The sequence below is a fragment of the Shinella zoogloeoides genome (assembly GCF_003574625.1).
In the GTDB taxonomy this organism is placed as follows: domain Bacteria; phylum Pseudomonadota; class Alphaproteobacteria; order Rhizobiales; family Rhizobiaceae; genus Shinella; species Shinella zoogloeoides_A.
In genome coordinates this window covers 170719-187564 of sequence record NZ_QNUJ01000013.1, presented here as the reverse complement: position 1 = coordinate 187564, position 16846 = coordinate 170719, and the positions used below count along the sequence as shown (strand labels likewise).

Below are 16846 nucleotides of genomic sequence, written 5' to 3'. Positions count from 1 at the left end.
AAAGGGCAAGCCGGGAAAGGTCGCAATCGTCGCCGTCATGCGCAAGATGATCGTCATTCTCAACGCCAGAATGCGAGAGCATAGAGCAACGGCGCTTGACGCCTAACACCGTTGCTTTTGTTTGTCTAGAACGCCGTCCCGCCCACGGGCGTCACCCTCGGCCTTGAGCCGAGGGGCCATGCTGCACCCGGTGGATGGATGCTCGGGTCAAGCCCGAGCATTACGGAGGAGAGGTTTCGGGATTCTATCGGCTCTATGGAGCCGTGGCCGAAGGACCGCTTTACTTGGAGCACTTCGCCATTTCGAAATGCGCGGGCGCCTTGCCGTCCTTGAAGACCTCGGGATTCTTGTCGTAGCCGGGGCCGACGACAAGGGCCTTTGCCGGCAGGATGCTCTGGTCGGCGCTCGACGTCACCTGCGTCTCGATCGATTGCAGCGTGCCGCCGTCCGGCCCCACCACCGCGATCGTCACCTTGTAGGGCCGCGCCTTCTTCACGCAGGTCACGTCCGGGCTTTCCAGCACTACCTTCGGCAGGTTGGGAAAGATCCTGCGCTCCAGCGTCAGCGGCGCGCCGCCCGCCGGGTTCTCGAATTCCGCCTTGACGACGGTGCCGTCGGGCAGGGGCGTCATCTGCTCCAGCGTGACGAGATAGGTCGCATAGGCGAGGCGGTAGTTGAAGACGAACATCTTGCCCGTCAGCTTCAAGGGATCGCTGCCCGTCTCGCGCTGGCAGGCGGCGAGCGCAAGGGCAAGCGGCAGCAGGATCGCCAGATATTTCCTCATGGTCGCACCTCCTCGCGATTGCGGCGGTAATGCCGGCTCGCCTTCGCGCGGTTGCCGCAGACCGCCATGTCACACCACGCGCGCGAGCGGTTGCGGCTGCGGTCGAGGAAGAGCCACCCGCAGTTCGGGCAGATCTTCAGCCGCTCCGGCTCCGGCCGGGCGATCAGCAGCAGGGCCGAGCGCGCCGTCGCGGTATCGAGCGCCTGCGGCCTTTCGCCCGAAAGGCGCAGCGTCGCGGCCGCCGCCTCCAGCAGATCGGCGAGCAGCGCCGGCCTTGTGCCGGTCGCCACCTCGGCGCGAAAATGCCGGTCTATCGCCTCGCGAAGCCTGACCAGCCCCGCGCGCGCCTCCGGGGCAACGGGCTCCAGCGGGCCGAGGAGGGCGCGCTCCGCCCCGTGCCGGTTCGCGCCGGCGGCAAAGGCATCCATCACCGCCGGATCGGCGAAACGGTCGATCCGGCGTGCGGGATCGGCGCGCAGCACGACGGAATTGGCGACATCGAGCGCAAGCACGCCACCGGAAAAGCGATGCGGGGTCCAGGAAAAGGTCATGCGATATTCTAACTGGTAAACGCAATTTTACCAGTTATAATTCTGAAAAATTGCGGGAGCCGCCATGGCCTACTTTCTCCAGCAGATCGCCAATGCCGCGCCCGTGGCCGCGCTCTATGCGGCGCTCGCCTTCGGCTATTCCATTGCCTTCGCGGTCACGCGCCGGGCAGATGTGGCCTATGGTGCGCTCTTCGCCTTCGCGGCGCAGATGTTCGTGCTTTTCGCCAGCGTCGGCTGGACGCGGCTCTGGCTGGTCCTGCCGGCCGCGCTCGCCTTCGGTGCGGCCGCGGCGCTGCTCTACGGCGTCGGCGCGGGCCTTCTCATCGGGCGCCATGTCATGCGGCCGCTCGCCTTTTCCTCGGACAATACGGTCGTGGTCGCCGCGCTCGGCATCGTGCTGGTGCTGATGGAGACCGCGCGGCTCGCCTCCGATACGAAAAGCCTCTGGCTGCCGCCGCTGCTCGGCACACGTGTCGTCTTCTGGGACAATCCCGGCTTTCCCGTGGTGCTGACCGTCCTGCAGCTCGTCAACACGGCCACCATGGTGGCCATCGTCGCCATCGGCCACACCTTCCTCGTCCGCTCGGCCTGGGGCCGGCGCTGGCGAGCGGTGTCGCAGGACCGCGCGGCGGCGGCGCTCTGCGGCGTCGATGCGGGCGCGATATTCCTGACGGCCTATGCCGCGGCGGCGCTGATCGCCAGCATCACCGGCATTCTCGCCGTCTCCTACTATGGCAACATGGATTTCGGCGCCGCCATGGTCTTCGGTGTCAAGGTGCTCTTCATCGCCGCCATCGGCGGGGCAGGGGCGCCGCTCCGCTCCGCGCTCGGCGGGGCCGCGATGGGCCTGGCCGAAACCGTCTGGAGCGCCTATGGCGCATTCCTCTGGCGGGACCTGGTGATCTTTTCCGGGCTGGTGCTGCTGCTGGTGATCTTCCGGCGGGAGCGGCTGGTGCCGTAGCGGGCGTGCCGCGGGGTGGGGATCCTCGGGTCGAGCCCAAGAATGACGGAGGGGGAGGAAAGGCGCCCGACCATCGAACGGTGCAGCAAGAGTGAAGAGCCTCGATTGTAGGGTCTTTCTTCTTGCGTCGTCCTCGGGTTTGGTCCGAGGACTCATCCGCCGTCACGACGGCAACCGTCCCGCTAGGACCACTTCCCCCGCGCCCGGTCGTCGCTCTCCTTGGCATCGACCCAGCCGCCTTCGCTTCCGTCGGAAAAGTGCTCCTTCTTCCAGAAGGGCGCGGAAGTCTTCAGGTAATCCATGACGAAGGAGGCGCCGTCGAAGGCGGCGTGGCGGTGCGGTGCGGCGGCGATGACGAGGACGATGTTTTCGCCGGGCGCGATCCTGCCGACGCGGTGGATGGCGGCGATGCCGAGGAGGGAGAAGCGTTCGACGGCCTCATGGCAGATGCGGCCGATCTCGGCTTCCGCCATGCCCGGATAATGCTCCAGTTCCAGCGCGGAAAGCCGTCCGCCCTCGTCACGGCAGAGGCCCGTGAAGGTCACGATGGCGCCCGCTGCTGCCTGTCCATCCGTTAGCCGTGCCGTCTCGGCCGCAATGTCGAAATCGTCCGTCTGGACACGCACGGTGACCGGTGCCGGGGCGCGGCCGGTCACGGCTCAGCCTCCCGTCATCGGCGGGAAGAGGGCGATCTCCCGGGCGCCGGCAATCGGCTCGTCGTGCTCGACATGTTCCTGGTTGATCGCGATGCGGATGACCTTGTCGTGCTCCAGCGCATGGGCATAGTCCTCGCCGAGCGTCTTGAGATAGCGCAGGAGTTCGCCGCCGGTGGTCACGGAGGCCGGCAGGTCGATGTCTTCCTCGCCCTTGCCGATCCGTTCGCGCACCCAGGCGAAGTAGACGAGCCGCGTCATCTCACTCGTCCACGATATGCTTCAGGCCGGCGCGGAAATAGTCGTAGCCCGTATACATGGTGATGGCGGCGGCGACCCAGAGCAGCACGATGCCGATCTCGGTCGTATAGGGCAGCACCTTGTCGCCGGCGGGGCCGGCCAGCAGGAAGCCGATGGCGAGCATCTGGATCGTCGTCTTCCACTTGGCGATGCGCGTCACGGGAACGCTCACCTTGAGGTCGGCGAGATATTCGCGCAGGCCCGAAACGAGAATCTCGCGGCACAGGATGATGATCGCCGCCCAGATCGTCCAGCCGGCGATGGTTCCGTCCGCGGCCATCAGCAGCAGCACCGAGGCGACGAGCAGCTTGTCGGCGATCGGGTCCAGCATGCGGCCGATATTGGACGTCTGGTTCCAGATGCGGGCGAGATAGCCGTCGAGATAGTCGGTGATGGACGCCGCGACGAACAGCCAGAAGGCCGTCCAGCGCGCAAAGTCCGACGACTCCAGCCGCCCTTCGATGAAGAAGCAGAGGACGATCAGCGGAACGGCCAGGATGCGGCCGTAGGTGAGGAGGTTCGGGATGCTATATGCGCGGGAAGCCATGGATTCTTCGGTCTCGTCAGTTTACGGCTAGATGAGGTCTTTGTGACAGCAACGTCAACCTTTGTTTCCGGCAATTCTTGGCGAATTTGCGGAGGGCGGCGCAATGCCGCTCCCTGCGGCCCGGTTTCCGGTGAAGAAAACTCCACTTTTCTCCGGATCGGCCCGCCATTTTCGTCGGCATGGGGAAGCTGCACGCCGGCCGTCAGCCGGCCGCGTCGTCGTGGAAATGATTGTAGACGAGGCGGGCGACGCTTTCCGAAATGCCGCCGACCGCCATCAGGTCCGCCATCGCGGCACGGGAGACGGCCTTGGCGGTGCCGAAATGCTGGAGCAGGGCGCGCTTCCTCGTCGGGCCGATGCCGGCGATCTCGTCGAGCGGGTTCTTGACCATCTCCTTCTTGCGCCGCGCCCGGTGCGAGCCGATGGCGAAGCGGTGCGCCTCGTCGCGCAGGCGCTGCACGAAATAGAGCACCGGATCGCGCGGCGGCAGCGAGAAGTCGGGAATGCCCTTCATGAAGAAGCGCTCGCGCCCCGCCTCGCGGTCCGCGCCCTTGGCGACGCCGATGGCGATCACCTGATCCGTGATGCCGAGTTCTTCAAGGATGGCGCGTACCGCGGTCATCTGGCCTTGGCCGCCGTCGATGAGGATGACGTCGGGCCAGGCGGGGAAGGGCAGGTCCGCCGCATCCGCGCTCTGGTCGGCGTTGCGGTCCGGCAGGCCCTCTTCCTTGATGAGACGGGAGAAGCGCCGGGTCATCACTTCCTTCATCATGCCGAAGTCGTCGCCGGGCGTGATGTCGGTCGATTTGATGTTGAACTTGCGGTACTGGCCCTTCACGAAGCCTTCCGGCCCCGCCACCACCATGCCACCCACGGCATTGGTGCCCATGATATGCGAGTTGTCATAGATTTCGATGCGGCGCGGCACATAGGGCAGCTTGAAGGTCGCGGCGAAGCCTTCGAGCAGACGCGACTGCGAGGCAGTCTCTGCCAGCTTGCGGCCATGCGCCTCGCGGGCATTGGCCACCACATGGTCGACGAGGTCCTTCTTCTCGCCGCGCTGCGGCACGGAGATTGCGACCTTGTGCCCCGAGCGCTCGGAAAGCGCCTGCGAGAGGAGGTCGATCTCCTCGACCGGTTCGGAGAGCAGGATTTGCCGCGGACAGGGCTTGTCGTCGTAGAACTGGGCGAGGAAGGCGTTCAGCACCTCCGCCCCGGTAAGCTGCGGATCGGCCTTGGGGAAATAGGCGCGGTTGCCCCAGTTCTGCCCGGTGCGGAAGAAGAAGACCTGGATGCAGGAGACGCCGCCTTCGTGATGGATGGCGAAGACGTCCGCCTCCTCCACGCCGGCCGGGTTGATGCCCTGATGGCTCTGGACGTGGGAAAGCGCCGCCAGCCGGTCGCGATAGACGGCGGCGCGCTCGAAATCGAGGTCCTCGGCCGCGGCGTTCATGGCCTCGGCCATGTGGGTCTTTACCTTCTGGCTCTTGCCGGAAAGGAAGTCCTCGGCCTCCTGCACCAGTTCGGCATAGTCCCGGTCGCTGATCTCATGGGTGCAGGGGCCGGAACAGCGCTTGATCTGGTAGAGCAGGCACGGCCGCGTGCGCGTCTCGAAGACGCTGTCGGTGCAGGTGCGCAGCAGGAAGGCACGCTGCAGCGAGTTGATGGTGCGCCCCACCGCGCCCGCCGAGGCGAAGGGGCCGAAATAATCGCCCTTGCGGCTGCGCGCGCCGCGATGCTTGAAGATCGCCGGCGCGCGGCTGTCGCCCGTCACGAGGATATAGGGGAAGGACTTGTCGTCGCGCAGCAGCACGTTGAAGCGCGGGCGCAGCCGCTTGATGAGGTTCGCCTCCAGCAGCAGCGCCTCGGTCTCGGTGCGCGTGGTGACGAATTCCATGTTCGCCGTCAGGCGAATCATCTGCGTGATGCGGTTGGAATGGCCGCGGCCCTGCGCGTAGTTGGTGACGCGCTTCTTCAGGCTGCGCGCCTTGCCGACATAAAGCACGTCGCCGTCCGCATTGAACATGCGGTAGACGCCGGGGCTGTTCGGCAGGCGCTTGACGAAGGCCTGGATCAACTCGGCGCCGATGAGGCCCTCCGGCACGTCGCCGCCCTCGTTCCAGTCTATGCCCGGGGTGGCGATGGCGGGCGCGGCGCTGCCTTCGGGCGGGCTTTCCTGAAGCTCGTCTTCCTCGTCGGTCTCGTTTTCGTCATAGAGGATGCCGCCATCCTCCACCTTCCGGCCGTTCATTCCGCTATTCCCCCGACATCGGGTGTTTCCCAGGCGAGATGCTGCCCGCCGTCGAGCGCTATCATTTGCCCCGTAATGGACGGCGTGTCGAACAAAAAGCGAACTGTGCGGCCGAATTCCTCCAGCGAGGGGCCGCGGCGGAGGATCAATCCCTCCACCTGCGCCTGAAAGGCGGCATCGTCCTGGCGCTCGTTCGGCAGGGAGGGGCCGGGGCCGATGGCATTAACCCGCACCCGCGGCGCAAAGCTCTGCGCCATGGTCCGTGTCGCCATCCAGAGAGCGGACTTGGAGAGCGTATAGGAATAGTAACGCGGCGTCGGATTCCAGACGCGCTGGTCGATGATGTTGACGATCGAGCCCGCATGCCCCTCGGGAAGCTGCCGGGCGAAATCGCGCGCAAGGATCGACGGCGCCTTAACGTGCACGGCGAAATGCCGGTCCCACAAGTCGTCGTCGAAGGCCACCACGGTGTCGGGCTTGAACAGCGAGGCATTGTTGACGAGAAGGTCGATCGGGCCGAGAGCGTCGTTGACGCGGTCCATCAGTCGCGCCGTCGCCGCGCCGACCGCGAGATCGCATTGCACCGCGACCGCCCTGACGCCCCGTCCGGCGAGCCCGCGGACCATGTCCTCGGCGTCCTCCAGGGACCTGTTTGCATGGATGGCGACGGCAAAACCATGGGCCGCGAGATCGTCCACGATGGCCTTGCCGATACGCTTTGCGCCGCCCGTCACGAGGGCCGTTTTCAAGGGCTGCTTCAAGAAAAGTCCGTCCTGCCGATTCATTTGATTAACCGGCCCAAGATATAGACATCTCTGCGCAGGCTTAAACTCCCCCGGAAAATTGGTTGCGGAAAAATTAACCGCAGAGGCGACTTCAAAGTAATTTTAAGTATATTTTACCGTATTCTTCAATGATTGAAATCGTGGTTAATGAATTACCTGTTGTTCAAAAGTCACATCCAATTTGTGCCGCGTGTCCGCCATAATAATTTCACATTTTGGCTCTTTCATTTCCTCAATCTTTATTCAATTTCACCTCAACCGGGCGGGACTGAATTGGAAATGACGACGCCCGTCAGCCTCCCAGAGAGGGCGTCGTTTAGTAAAGGAGAATAACATGCGTACACTTATCGCTACCCTCGTCGCTTCGACCGTTTCGATGGTCGCCTTCCAGGCCGCTCACGCTGCCGACGCCATCGACGAAGTTCCGCAGGCTCCGGCCGCCGAATATTCCGAGCCGGTCGTCAAGAACTGGTCGGGCGCCTATCTCGGTGGCACCGCCACCTGGCAGAACGGCAAGTTCAACGGCCAGGGCAAGAACCGCGCGCACGGCTTCGGCGGCGGCGTCTATGGCGGTTACAACATGCAGAGCGGCCAGATGGTCTATGGCGGCGAAGCCGACCTGAATTATTCGGGTGTCGATAACTCGGCCAACGGCTTCAAGGCCAAGCAGGGCGCCAACGGCTCGATTCGCGGCCGCGTCGGCGTCGATCTGAACCCGGTTCTGGTTTACGGCACGGCTGGTGTTGCGGCCTCGAACTTCGAGGTTAAGAGCGCTGCCGGCAAGGACGACGCGACCATGCTCGGCCTGACGGCCGGTGCAGGTGTGGAAGCTTTCGTCACCGACAACGTTACCGCTCGCGTCGAATACCGCTACACCGACTACGGCAAGAAGAATTTCCGTGGCGCCGCTCAGAAGACCGGCTTCGAAGACCACAGCATCCGCGTCGGTATGGGCGTGAAGTTCTAAGCCCAGACAGGCTCAGGAATGCGGAAAGGCCGGGCGAAAGCCCGGCCTTTTTGTATGCGTTCAGCCCTTGAACATCGTATAGTCGGGGAAGACGGTTTCGAAGCGGGTGAGGTAGCGCTTCAGCTTCGGCCGGCCGCGCTGCCATTTTCCGGCGAAGCGCATCTCGATGTAGCGCAGCATGGCGGCGAGGGCGAAGTGGCCGGCATGCGGTTTCTTGCCGAGGCGCGGCATGTTGGCTTCGAGGTGATCGAGCGCGCGCTCGACTTTCTGCCACTGGCGATCGATCCAGGGCTGGTGGACCTTGTCCTCCGGCCGCGTGCGGCGTTCGTAGACGATGGAGAGCAGGCTGTCGCAGATGCCGTCGGCGGTCGCCTCCAGCACGTCGACCTCTGTGCGCTTGGCGGCATTGCGCGGATAGAGCGCGCCGCGCGTCTGGCGGTCGATATAGTTCATGATCGCCCGGCTGTCGTAGACGGCGAGCCCGTCGTCGGTGAGAAGCGTCGGGATCTTGCCGAGCGGATTGGCGGCCAGCAGCTCGGCCGGGTTCGCATTGGTGTCGACGACGACAGCCTCGACCGGAAGGCCGGCATAATGGGCGGCCATGCGCACCTTGGTGGAATAGGGCGAGGCATCGGAATAGAAGATCTTCATGGGCGGTTCCTGTTCTAGCGGATGGGCGGTTGTTCGATGGACTGGGCGCGGCAGGCGGCCCGGTCGACGACGGGACAGGTGCGGAAGGCAAGGTCTGCCGTCATGCAGACGCGGACCTCCTCCAGTCGGCCGTCCTCGCAGGTGACGGCGATGCCCTTGGGGTCGAGCCCGGGATTGGCGGCGATGAAGGTGCTTTCCACCGTGTCGGGCGAAAGACGACGGCCGCCTCGGCTCGCCTCGGCCGGAATGCGAATGCGCTCGAAGGCGGCGCGCACCGTGGCGAAATAATCCTTCTGGGAAAGGCCCGAGCAACTGCCGTGCTTGCGCCATTCGTGGCCGACCAGGCCCATCGAGGGGATGATGTCGAGAACGGTGCGCCCGAGGCTTTCCGGCACGCGGTCCGATTCCCGCGTCGGACAATATTCCGGATAGCCGCGCTCGTTCTGTGGCCAGAGCCCGTGCACGATGAAGCCGTTGTTCTCGCCGCGGCGGCACTGCTGCGTTCTGCCGTCGGCATCGTTGTCCGCGCACCAGGTCGGCGACCAGGAGAGCGAGAGGACGTAGAAGTCGAAGCCCTTGCCGAGCGGCGCCTGTGCCCGCTTTTCCGGCGCGGCATGATTCGTCTCGGGCTTGGCCTTCCCGGTCGGCTTTTCCTCGCCGCAGCCGGAAAGCGCGGCCATGCCGGCGAGGAGCAGCGGGACGAGGATGGAGGAGGGCCGCCGCATCATGGCGCGGCCGCGGGCAAGGATGTCATGAAGGTCTCCCGGTTCGGCGCGCGATTGTTGCCGCCGAACGCCAAAGGTCAAGAGGCCTTCGCTTCTCCCGCAAGCCAGAAGGCGCGCGCCGAAGCGAAACGATCCTGCGCCAGCCGCTCCTTGAGGAAGGGCAGCAGCACGTCGAGCTCCTGCTTCAGCGTGAAGGGCGGGTTGACCACGATGAGGCCGGACCCCGTCAGCCCCGTCGTCTCCCGGTCACTCCTCACGGTAAGCTCGGCGCAGAGCATCTTGGCAATGCCCGTCTCCTTCAGCGCCTTGTGGAAGGCGGGGATCGGCGCGTTCTTCTTGAGCGGATACCACAGGCAATAGACCCCGCCGGCAAAGCGCCGCACGGCCTTTTCCAGCCCGTCGATCAGCCGCTCGTATTCGCCCTCGATCTCGAAGGGCGGATCGACCAGCACGATGCCACGCTTCTCCTTCGGCGGCAGATGCGCGCCAAGCGAAAGCCAGCCGTCGAGATGGGTGACGCGGCTCTGGAAATCGCCGTCGAAGAGGCGATGCAGGGTCTCGTAGTCGTCCGGATGCAGTTCCATGGCCGAAAGCCGGTCCTGCGGGCGGAACAGCATGCGGGCGAGCTTTGGCGAGCCGGGATAATGGGTTAGCCCGCCCTGCGGATTCAGTTCCTGAATGACCTTGAGATAAGGTTCAAGGATGACGGCGACCGTCGCCGGCATGTCGCCTTCCAGCAGCCGGCCGATGCCGTCGCGCCATTCGCCGGTCTTTTGCGCCTCCTCGCTGGAAAGGTCGTAGAGGCCGATGCCCGCATGGGTATCGAGCACGCGGAAGGCCTTGTCCTTCCCCTGCATATAGGTGACGAGGCGGGCGAGCACGGCATGTTTCAGCACATCCGCGAAATTGCCGGCGTGGTAGATGTGTCGGTAGTTCATGGAGCGCTGCCCGGGATCGTCCGCAATGATGCGTCGATGAATTGTTGCGATGGTAGAACGTTTTGCCTTTTGGCCGTTTGCGCTCTGCAATATAGAAAAGCCATGAACGTTGCGACCCCTCATCTCGGAAAACCGCGGATCGGCCATTCGGCCTGCCCGCACGACTGTCCCTCCACCTGCGCGCTCGATATCGAGATCGATGCGGAAGGTCGCATGGGCCGCGTCAGGGGTAGTGCCGACAACAGCTACACGGCCGGCGTCATCTGCGCCAAGGTCGCCCGTTATGCCGAACGCCTCTACCATCCCGACCGGCTGATGAAGCCACTCGTCCGCAAGGGCGCCAAGGGCAGCGGCGAATGGGCCGACATCTCCTGGGAAGCCGCGCTCGACGCCATCGCCGAAGCCTTCGTCAAGGCCGAGCAGGCGCATGGCACGGAGGCGGTCTGGCCCTATTATTACGCCGGCACGATGGGCCTCGTGCAGCGCGATTCCATCGAGCGCCTGCGCCATGCGAAACGCTATTCCGGCTTCTTCGATTCCATCTGTACCAATCCGGCCTGGACGGGCTTTACCATGGGCGCCGGCACGCTGCGCGGCCCCGATCCGCGCGAGATGGCGAAGTCCGACTGCGTGGTGATCTGGGGCACCAATGCCGTCTCCACGCAGGTCAACGTGATGACCCATGCCGTGAAGGCGCGCAAGGAGCGGGGCGCGAAGATCGTCGTCATCGACGTCTATGACAACCCGACGATGAAGCAGGCCGACCTCGCGCTGAAGCTCAAGCCGGGCACCGACGCCGCGCTCGCCTGCGCCGTCATGCATGTCGCCTTCCGCGACGGCTATGCCGACCGCGCCTATATGGAAAAGTTCGCCGACGATCCGGCCGGCCTCGAAGCCCATCTCGCGACCCGCAATCCGCAATGGGCGGCCGACATCACCGGCCTTGCCGTCGAGGAGATCGAGGCCTTCGCCGCGCTCGTCGGGAGGACGAAGAGAAGCTTCTTCCGCCTCGGCTACGGCTTCACCCGCAGCCGCAACGGCGCGGTCTCCATGCATGCCGCGCTTTCCGTCGCCACGGTTCTCGGCTCCTGGCAATATGAGGGCGGCGGTGCATTCCACAGCAATTCCAGCATCTTCCATCTGCGCAAGGGCGAGCTGACCGGCGCGAAATTCGTCGACCCCGATATCCGCATGCTCGACCAGTCGCAGATCGGCCGCATCCTGACGGGCGATGCCGTCGCGCTACGCGATCGCGGCCCGGTCACCGCCATGCTGATCCAGAATACCAACCCCGCGAATGTCGCGCCCGAACAGCGCCTCGTGAAGGAGGGTTTCCTGCGCGACGACCTCTTCGTCGCCGTGCATGAGCAGTTCATGACCGATACGGCAAAGCTCGCCGATATCGTTCTGCCCGCCACCATGTTCGTCGAGCATGACGACATCTATCGTGGCGGCGGCCACCAGCACATCCTGCTCGGCCCCAAGCTCGTCGAGCCGCCGGCGACCGTGCGCACCAACCTCTTCGTCATCGAGGAACTGGCAAGGCGCCTCGGCATCGCCGGCCTGCCGGGCTTCGGCCTGTCCGAGCAGCAGCACATCACCCGCATGCTGCCCTATTACGAGATGGATTTCGACGGGCTGAAAGAAGAGAAGTGGATCGACTGCCAGCCGGATTTCGAGACGGCGCATTTTTCCAAGGGCTTCGGCTTCCCCGACGGCAGGTTCCGCTTCCGCCCGAACTGGACCAACACGCCGGCTCCCAACAAGCCGCCGAAGGTGCTCGGCGCCTTCGGCCCGCACGAGGCGCTGCCGGCCTTCCCGGATTATGTGACCGTGATCGAGACGGCGGATGCCGACCATCCGTTCCGCCTCGCGACATCGCCCGCCCGCACCTTCCTCAACTCCACCTTTTCGGAAGGCAAGAGCTCGCGCGAGCGGGAAGGGCGGCCGGAGGTGATGATCCACCCCGAGGACGCGGCGGCTGAGGGCATCGAGCCGGGCGATATCGTGCACCTCGGCAACCGGCGCGGTGATATCCGCCTGCATGCGAAGGTGACGGTGGAAGCCAAGCCCGGAGTGCTCATCGCCGAAGGCATCTGGCCGAATTCCGCCCATCTCGACGGGGAGGGCATCAACGTGCTGACCGGCGCCGATCCCATCGCGCCCTATGGCGGCGCGGCCTTCCACGACAACCATGTCTGGCTGCGCAAGGCCTGACGCCGAAGGGTATTCCATGTCCGCAGAAAAGCAGTCGTCCGTCCGTATCGTCGAGCAGCAGACGGTCTGGAAGCGTTTCATCCATTTGCGCACCCTCGTCCTCGAGCAGACCCGCGCCGACGGCCGGGTCGAGTTCCTCGACCGCGAGGTGCACGACCACGGTGCCGCAGCGGCGATCCTCCTCGTCGATCCGGTGCGCCAGACGGTCGTGCTGGTGCGCCAGTTCCGCCCCGGCGCCTTCCTCGGTGGCCACCCGGACGGTTTCCTCCTCGAAATACCTGCCGGCCTTCTTGACGACGACAGCCCGGAAGATGCCATCAGCCGAGAGGCGATGGAGGAAACGGGCTACGCCGTCAGCGACCTGCGCCACGTCTTCGACATGTATCCCAGCCCCGGCACGCTGACGGAGCATGTCTCCTGCTTCGCCGCCCATATCGATAGCGCCAGGCGCGACGGCAAGGGCGGCGGCGTGGACGGCGAGGGCGAGGATATCGAGATCGTCGAAATGCCCATCGACGAGGCCTGCGCCCTGATCGCCACCGGCGGCATCGTCGATTCCAAGACGATCATGATGTTGCAATGGTTGATGTTGAATCGCGAGGCGTTCGCCTGAGACATGGCAAGTGATTCCCTGCGGCTTTGCCCCTCACCCTAACCCTCTCCCCGCAAGCGGGGAGAGGGAACGTGCCCCGCGAAAGGTTCTTGCTTGGGGAAAAGAGGGCGGCATATCCCCTTCGCCCCGCTTGCGGGGAGAAGGTGGCCGGCAGGCCGGATGAGGGCGGGCACCAAGGCGCTCGCCCGCCAAGCCTTGACAAACGGCCGCCACCATGCGCTTTTCCGCGCGATTTTCTTGGGTAGCTGCGCCGGGACCTTCCCGCGCGGCCTGTCAGCATTTCAGGATACCACGATGCACCGTTACCGCAGCCACACCTGCGCCGCTCTCCGCAAGTCCGATGTCGGTGAGACCGTCCGTCTTTCCGGCTGGGTTCACCGCGTTCGAGATCACGGCGGCGTGCTCTTCATCGACCTGCGCGACCATTACGGCATCACGCAGGTCGTCGCCGACCCCGATTCCCCGGCCTTCAAGAAGGCCGAGACGGTGCGCGGCGAATGGGTGATCCGCATCGACGGCCTCGTCAAGGCGCGCACCGAGGATACGGTCAACAAGGGCATGCCGACCGGCGAGATCGAGCTTTACGCGCAGGACATCGAAGTCCTGTCGGCCGCCAAGGAGCTGCCGCTGCCGGTCTTCGGCGAGCCGGAATATCCGGAAGACGTCCGCCTCAAGTACCGCTTCATCGACCTGCGCCGCGAAACGCTGCACCGGAACATCGTCAAGCGCACGCAGATCATCTCCGCCATGCGCAAGGGCATGGGCGAGGCCGGCTTTGCCGAATACACGACCCCGATCCTCACGGCTTCCTCGCCCGAGGGCGCGCGCGACTTCCTCGTGCCGTCGCGCATCCATGAGGGCAAGTTCTTCGCCCTGCCGCAGGCCCCGCAGCAGTACAAGCAGCTGCTGATGGTCGCCGGTTTCGACCGCTACTTCCAGATCGCGCCGTGCTTCCGCGACGAAGACCCGCGCGCCGACCGCCTGCCGGGCGAATTCTACCAGCTCGACGTCGAAATGAGCTTCGTCACCCAGGAAGACGTCTGGCAGACGATGGAACCGATGATGACGGCCGTCTTCGAGGAGTTTGCCGAAGGCAAGCCCGTCACGAAGGAGTGGCCGCGTATTCCTTACGATGAAGCGATCCGCAAATACGGCTCCGACAAGCCGGACCTGCGCAACCCCATCGTCATGCAGGCCGTCACCGAGCATTTCGCCGGCTCCGGCTTCAAGGTCTTCGCGAACATGATCGCGTCGAACCCGAAGGTCGAAGTCTGGGCGATCCCGGCCAAGACCGGCGGCAGCCGCGCTTTCTGCGACCGCATGAACGCCTGGGCGCAGTCGACCGGTCAGCCCGGCCTCGGCTACATCTTCTGGCGCAAGGAAGCCGAAAAGCTGGAGGGCGCAGGCCCGCTCGCCAAGAACATCGGCGAAGAGCGCACGGAAGCCATCCGCACGCAGCTCGGCCTCGATGATGGCGACGCCTGCTTCTTCGTCGCCGGCGACCCGGCCAAGTTCTACAAGTTCGCCGGCGAAGCCCGCACCCGCGCCGGCGAGGAACTGAACCTCGTCGATCGCGACCGCTTCGAAATGTGCTGGATCGTCGACTTCCCGTTCTACGAATACAACGAAGACGAAAAGAAGATCGACTTCGCGCACAACCCCTTCTCGATGCCGCAGGGCGGCCTCGAAGCCTTCGACAGCAAGGATCCGCTGGAACTCAAGGCCTACCAGTACGACGCGGTCTGCAACGGCTTCGAGATCGCTTCGGGCTCGATCCGTAACCAGTCGCCGGAACTGATGGTCAAGGCCTTCGAGAAGGTTGGCCTCTCGCAGGGCGACGTGGAAGAGCGCTTCGGCGGCCTCTACCGTGCCTTCCAGTACGGTGCCCCGCCGCACGGCGGCTGCGCCTTCGGCATCGACCGTGTCGTCATGCTGCTCGTCGGCGCGAAGAACCTGCGCGAAATCTCGCTGTTCCCGATGAACCAGCAGGCGCAGGACCTCCTGATGAACGCTCCGTCGCCGGCAACGCCGACGCAGCTTCGGGAACTGGCGCTGCGCGTCGTTCCGTCCAAGAAGGACTGATATCTGGAGGGCGGGAAGGGCCTTGCCGTTCCCGCCGCCCGGAACAGTCGGGCGCTGACGCCGTTCTTCTCCCGTCAACACAGGAGAACGAACATGCGCAACAGGCTTATCCTTGTCTCCGCGGCGGCGCTTCTGTCGCTGTCCGCCTCGGCCTATGCCCAGGATACGGTGATCGTGCAGGAGTCCGACCCGGTTACGACGGAATCGACCGTCGTCATCCCGGGCGAAGTCCGTACCTACGTTCTGGAACAGGACATTCCCTCGGTGCCCTATGAAGGCGATGTCCTGGTCGGGAAGGTCGTTCCCGATGCGGTGGAAATCCACGCCATCGACGGCCAGCCCGACTACGCCTACACCATCGTCAACGAGCACCGGGTGATCGTGAATCCGCAGACGCGGACCGTCATCCAGGTTCTCGAATAACCCTTCCTTCGGCATGGCCGAAAAAGAGAAAGCCCGGAGCGATGCTCCGGGCTTTCGTGTTTCTTGTTCCTGCGCTGTCGCTTATTCGTTGGCCGTAACGGTCACGCCGAGGACCTGCGGGATGGTCTGCGGCGCGCCCATGGCGGCGCCCATGATCATCGGGAACGGCACCGGCTCCTTCGGCTCGGCGCTGATCTTCAGGCTCTTCGGGTCGTCGAGATAGGTGTTGACGGCGGCGGAGATCTGGTTCTGCAGGTCGGGCATGTTGAGCTGCGCGATCATGATCGGAACGAGGCCCTTCAGCGACTGCGCCATCTGGTCGCCCGTCACGCCCTGCTCGCTGCCGGCATAGTCGAGCAGCTTCTTGGTGATCGAGGCGTCGTCGAAGGAGATCGAGGCGCTGTTGAAGGTGAGCTGCTGGACGAGGCCCATCATGGCCATGCCCATCGCGGCGTTCGCTTCGTCCTTGTTCGGGTTGGATTCGGCCGTCTTGAGCGCTTCCTGCATGTTCTTCAGGAAGTCCAGCGTGTAGCCGGAGAAGGCGAGCGTGATGTTGAGGCGGCCGACATCCTTGAAGTCGAAGGCATATTCGTCGACGGCCAGCTTGCCGCTCGCCAGTTCCCAGCTGCCCGACATGCTGACCTTGCCGTCCAGCGAGTGGATGCCGAGCTTGTCGAGCGCGTCCTTGGTCTTGGCGTCCTCGACGCCCGTGAGGTCGGCCTTGAGATCGGACATCGTCGCATCGAATTCGAGGCCGGCGTCATCGTCCATCCGGGTGATGTTCGCTTCCATGCCGGACATGGAGAAGACTTCCTTGCCCTTGGCGGTGACGCTGACCGGGCCGGCCGTCGCCGATTCGTACATCAGCAGCGATTCCAGCGTGCCGGGAACGACCTTGCCGGGAACCGAGACGCCGCTGAGCGCGATGTCCTTGGCCGTGACGATCGTCTCCTCCTCGGTGACGTTGACGTCCTCGAAGGAAACGGTCTCGATCTTGTAGCCGCCGTCGCCGTCTTCCTCGACGCCGTCCATGGTGACGGTGCCGAGCTTGATCGGGGTTTCATTGCCCGTCGCCTTCAGCTCCGCGCCTTCCAGGGTCACGGTGGAGCCGTCGGCGGTCACGTTCGAAGAGCTGATGGATACGCCGCTGGTGGCATAGGTAGCATTCAGCTTGGCCAGCAGGTCCGCACCGTCGAGTGCGAAGGCGGGGCTTGCCAGGGTGGCGAGCGCTGCACCGGCGAGAAGGGCGCGGAAATGGGAGGTGCGCATCATGAATAGGCTCTCTTTCTGGATTTCTTGGACGGCTGCCTTGCCGTTACCGCTCCTATACGGGCGGCGTGGCAAATATATTCATGCCGCGAAGAGTTTCCATGGAATTCTCTGTCGCGGGGAGCAGAT

At 64.6% G+C, this 16846-nt stretch carries 16 protein-coding genes and 2 pseudogenes; 7 read left to right on the top strand and 11 right to left on the bottom strand.

The features are described 5' to 3' along the window. Nucleotides 1–106: pseudogene (locus DSD28_RS26510) on the top strand (IS110 family transposase); the annotation flags it as partial. 174 nt (nucleotides 107–280) lie between these two features. On the opposite strand, the gene DSD28_RS23200 reads toward DSD28_RS26510, so the two are convergent. Both DSD28_RS23200 and DSD28_RS23195 read right to left on the bottom strand, forming a co-directional pair. Beyond that, nucleotides 281–784 carry a hypothetical protein gene (locus DSD28_RS23200; protein WP_119258792.1) on the bottom strand — a complete coding sequence of 168 codons (504 nt, stop codon included), beginning with the start codon at nucleotides 782–784 and terminating at the stop codon, nucleotides 281–283. Then, nucleotides 781–1335, bottom strand: coding sequence for a CGNR zinc finger domain-containing protein (locus DSD28_RS23195; RefSeq protein WP_119258791.1), 555 nt, complete (start codon nucleotides 1333–1335; stop codon nucleotides 781–783). Before DSD28_RS23195 ends, DSD28_RS23200 begins: the two co-directional genes overlap by 4 nt. A 64-nt stretch (nucleotides 1336–1399) precedes the next feature. On the opposite strand from DSD28_RS23195, the gene DSD28_RS23190 reads away from it, so the two are divergent. Beyond that, on the top strand, nucleotides 1400–2296 hold the full coding sequence (locus DSD28_RS23190) for a branched-chain amino acid ABC transporter permease (protein ID WP_119258790.1): 897 nt from the start codon (nucleotides 1400–1402) through the stop codon (nucleotides 2294–2296). A 182-nt stretch (nucleotides 2297–2478) separates the two neighbouring features. Here the strand turns inward: DSD28_RS23190 and DSD28_RS23185 are convergent, their stop codons facing one another. The 5 genes from DSD28_RS23185 to DSD28_RS23165 all read right to left on the bottom strand — a co-directional run bounded on the left by DSD28_RS23185 (nucleotide 2479) and on the right by DSD28_RS23165 (nucleotide 6808). Further along, a complete protein-coding gene (locus DSD28_RS23185) occupies nucleotides 2479–2952 on the bottom strand; it encodes a molybdenum cofactor biosynthesis protein MoaE (protein WP_119258789.1) in 474 nt (157 codons plus the stop codon). Nucleotides 2953–2955: 3 nt separating this feature from the next. Further along, nucleotides 2956–3210: a molybdopterin converting factor subunit 1 gene (moaD, locus tag DSD28_RS23180; RefSeq protein ID WP_119258788.1), complete on the bottom strand. Its 255-nt coding sequence runs from the start codon at nucleotides 3208–3210 to the stop codon at nucleotides 2956–2958. A 1-nt stretch (nucleotide 3211) separates the two neighbouring features. Next, a complete protein-coding gene (gene pgsA / locus DSD28_RS23175; RefSeq protein WP_119258787.1) occupies nucleotides 3212–3796 on the bottom strand; it encodes a CDP-diacylglycerol--glycerol-3-phosphate 3-phosphatidyltransferase in 585 nt (194 codons plus the stop codon). Nucleotides 3797–3998: 202 nt separating this feature from the next. Beyond that, nucleotides 3999–6047, bottom strand: coding sequence for an excinuclease ABC subunit UvrC (gene uvrC, locus DSD28_RS23170; RefSeq protein ID WP_119258786.1), 2049 nt, complete (start codon nucleotides 6045–6047; stop codon nucleotides 3999–4001). Next, nucleotides 6044–6808, bottom strand: a complete 765-nt coding sequence (locus DSD28_RS23165) for an SDR family oxidoreductase (RefSeq protein ID WP_119258805.1) — start codon at nucleotides 6806–6808, stop codon at nucleotides 6044–6046. Before DSD28_RS23165 ends, uvrC begins: the two co-directional genes overlap by 4 nt. 358 nt (nucleotides 6809–7166) lie before the next feature. On the opposite strand from DSD28_RS23165, the gene DSD28_RS23160 reads away from it, so the two are divergent. After that, the gene (locus tag DSD28_RS23160; RefSeq protein WP_119258785.1) at nucleotides 7167–7799 is read left to right on the top strand and encodes an outer membrane protein; all 633 of its coding nucleotides are present in this window, start codon (nucleotides 7167–7169) and stop codon (nucleotides 7797–7799) included. Nucleotides 7800–7859: 60 nt separating this feature from the next. On the opposite strand, the gene DSD28_RS23155 is transcribed toward DSD28_RS23160, so the two are convergent. From DSD28_RS23155 to DSD28_RS23145, 3 genes and pseudogenes are all read right to left on the bottom strand, one after another. Next, nucleotides 7860–8450, bottom strand: a complete 591-nt coding sequence (locus DSD28_RS23155; protein WP_119258784.1) for a glutathione S-transferase family protein — start codon at nucleotides 8448–8450, stop codon at nucleotides 7860–7862. Nucleotides 8451–8464: 14 nt separating this feature from the next. Next, nucleotides 8465–9256, bottom strand: a complete 792-nt coding sequence (locus DSD28_RS23150; RefSeq protein ID WP_432430877.1) for a ribonuclease T2 family protein — start codon at nucleotides 9254–9256, stop codon at nucleotides 8465–8467. A 26-nt stretch (nucleotides 9257–9282) separates the two neighbouring features. Further along, nucleotides 9283–10032 (bottom strand): annotated as a pseudogene (locus DSD28_RS23145) (23S rRNA (adenine(2030)-N(6))-methyltransferase RlmJ); the annotation flags it as partial. Nucleotides 10033–10215: 183 nt separating this feature from the next. On the opposite strand from DSD28_RS23145, the gene DSD28_RS23140 reads away from it, so the two are divergent. The 4 genes from DSD28_RS23140 to DSD28_RS23125 all read left to right on the top strand — a co-directional run bounded on the left by DSD28_RS23140 (nucleotide 10216) and on the right by DSD28_RS23125 (nucleotide 15448). Next, complete coding sequence (locus DSD28_RS23140) at nucleotides 10216–12330, top strand: molybdopterin-containing oxidoreductase family protein (RefSeq protein WP_162911519.1); 2115 nt, start codon at nucleotides 10216–10218, stop codon at nucleotides 12328–12330. A gap of 16 nt (nucleotides 12331–12346) precedes the next feature. Continuing rightward, nucleotides 12347–12943 (top strand): NUDIX domain-containing protein, encoded by a 597-nt coding sequence (locus DSD28_RS23135; RefSeq protein WP_245424918.1) that lies wholly within the window; start codon nucleotides 12347–12349, stop codon nucleotides 12941–12943. Between the two features lie 294 nt (nucleotides 12944–13237). After that, complete coding sequence (gene aspS, locus DSD28_RS23130) at nucleotides 13238–15025, top strand: aspartate--tRNA ligase (protein WP_119258802.1); 1788 nt, start codon at nucleotides 13238–13240, stop codon at nucleotides 15023–15025. A 93-nt stretch (nucleotides 15026–15118) separates the two neighbouring features. Next, a complete protein-coding gene (locus DSD28_RS23125; protein WP_119258781.1) occupies nucleotides 15119–15448 on the top strand; it encodes a DUF1236 domain-containing protein in 330 nt (109 codons plus the stop codon). 81 nt (nucleotides 15449–15529) lie between these two features. On the opposite strand, the gene DSD28_RS23120 is transcribed toward DSD28_RS23125, so the two are convergent. Next, on the bottom strand, nucleotides 15530–16720 hold the full coding sequence (locus tag DSD28_RS23120) for a hypothetical protein (RefSeq protein WP_119258780.1): 1191 nt from the start codon (nucleotides 16718–16720) through the stop codon (nucleotides 15530–15532). Nucleotides 16721–16846: the final 126 nt, after the last annotated feature.

Coding starts and splice junctions, on each gene's coding strand:
- DSD28_RS23200 (WP_119258792.1), bottom strand. CDS start 784: ATGAGGAAATATCTGGCGATCCTGCTGCCGCTTGCCCTTGCGCTCGCC.
- DSD28_RS23195 (WP_119258791.1), bottom strand. CDS start 1,335: ATGACCTTTTCCTGGACCCCGCATCGCTTTTCCGGTGGCGTGCTTGCG.
- DSD28_RS23190 (WP_119258790.1), top strand. CDS start 1,400: ATGGCCTACTTTCTCCAGCAGATCGCCAATGCCGCGCCCGTGGCCGCG.
- moaD (WP_119258788.1), bottom strand. CDS start 3,210: ATGACGCGGCTCGTCTACTTCGCCTGGGTGCGCGAACGGATCGGCAAG.
- pgsA (WP_119258787.1), bottom strand. CDS start 3,796: ATGGCTTCCCGCGCATATAGCATCCCGAACCTCCTCACCTACGGCCGC.
- uvrC (WP_119258786.1), bottom strand. CDS start 6,047: ATGAACGGCCGGAAGGTGGAGGATGGCGGCATCCTCTATGACGAAAAC.
- DSD28_RS23160 (WP_119258785.1), top strand. CDS start 7,167: ATGCGTACACTTATCGCTACCCTCGTCGCTTCGACCGTTTCGATGGTC.
- DSD28_RS23155 (WP_119258784.1), bottom strand. CDS start 8,450: ATGAAGATCTTCTATTCCGATGCCTCGCCCTATTCCACCAAGGTGCGC.
- DSD28_RS23140 (WP_162911519.1), top strand. CDS start 10,216: ATGAACGTTGCGACCCCTCATCTCGGAAAACCGCGGATCGGCCATTCG.
- DSD28_RS23135 (WP_245424918.1), top strand. CDS start 12,347: ATGTCCGCAGAAAAGCAGTCGTCCGTCCGTATCGTCGAGCAGCAGACG.
- aspS (WP_119258802.1), top strand. CDS start 13,238: ATGCACCGTTACCGCAGCCACACCTGCGCCGCTCTCCGCAAGTCCGAT.
- DSD28_RS23125 (WP_119258781.1), top strand. CDS start 15,119: ATGCGCAACAGGCTTATCCTTGTCTCCGCGGCGGCGCTTCTGTCGCTG.
- DSD28_RS23120 (WP_119258780.1), bottom strand. CDS start 16,720: ATGATGCGCACCTCCCATTTCCGCGCCCTTCTCGCCGGTGCAGCGCTC.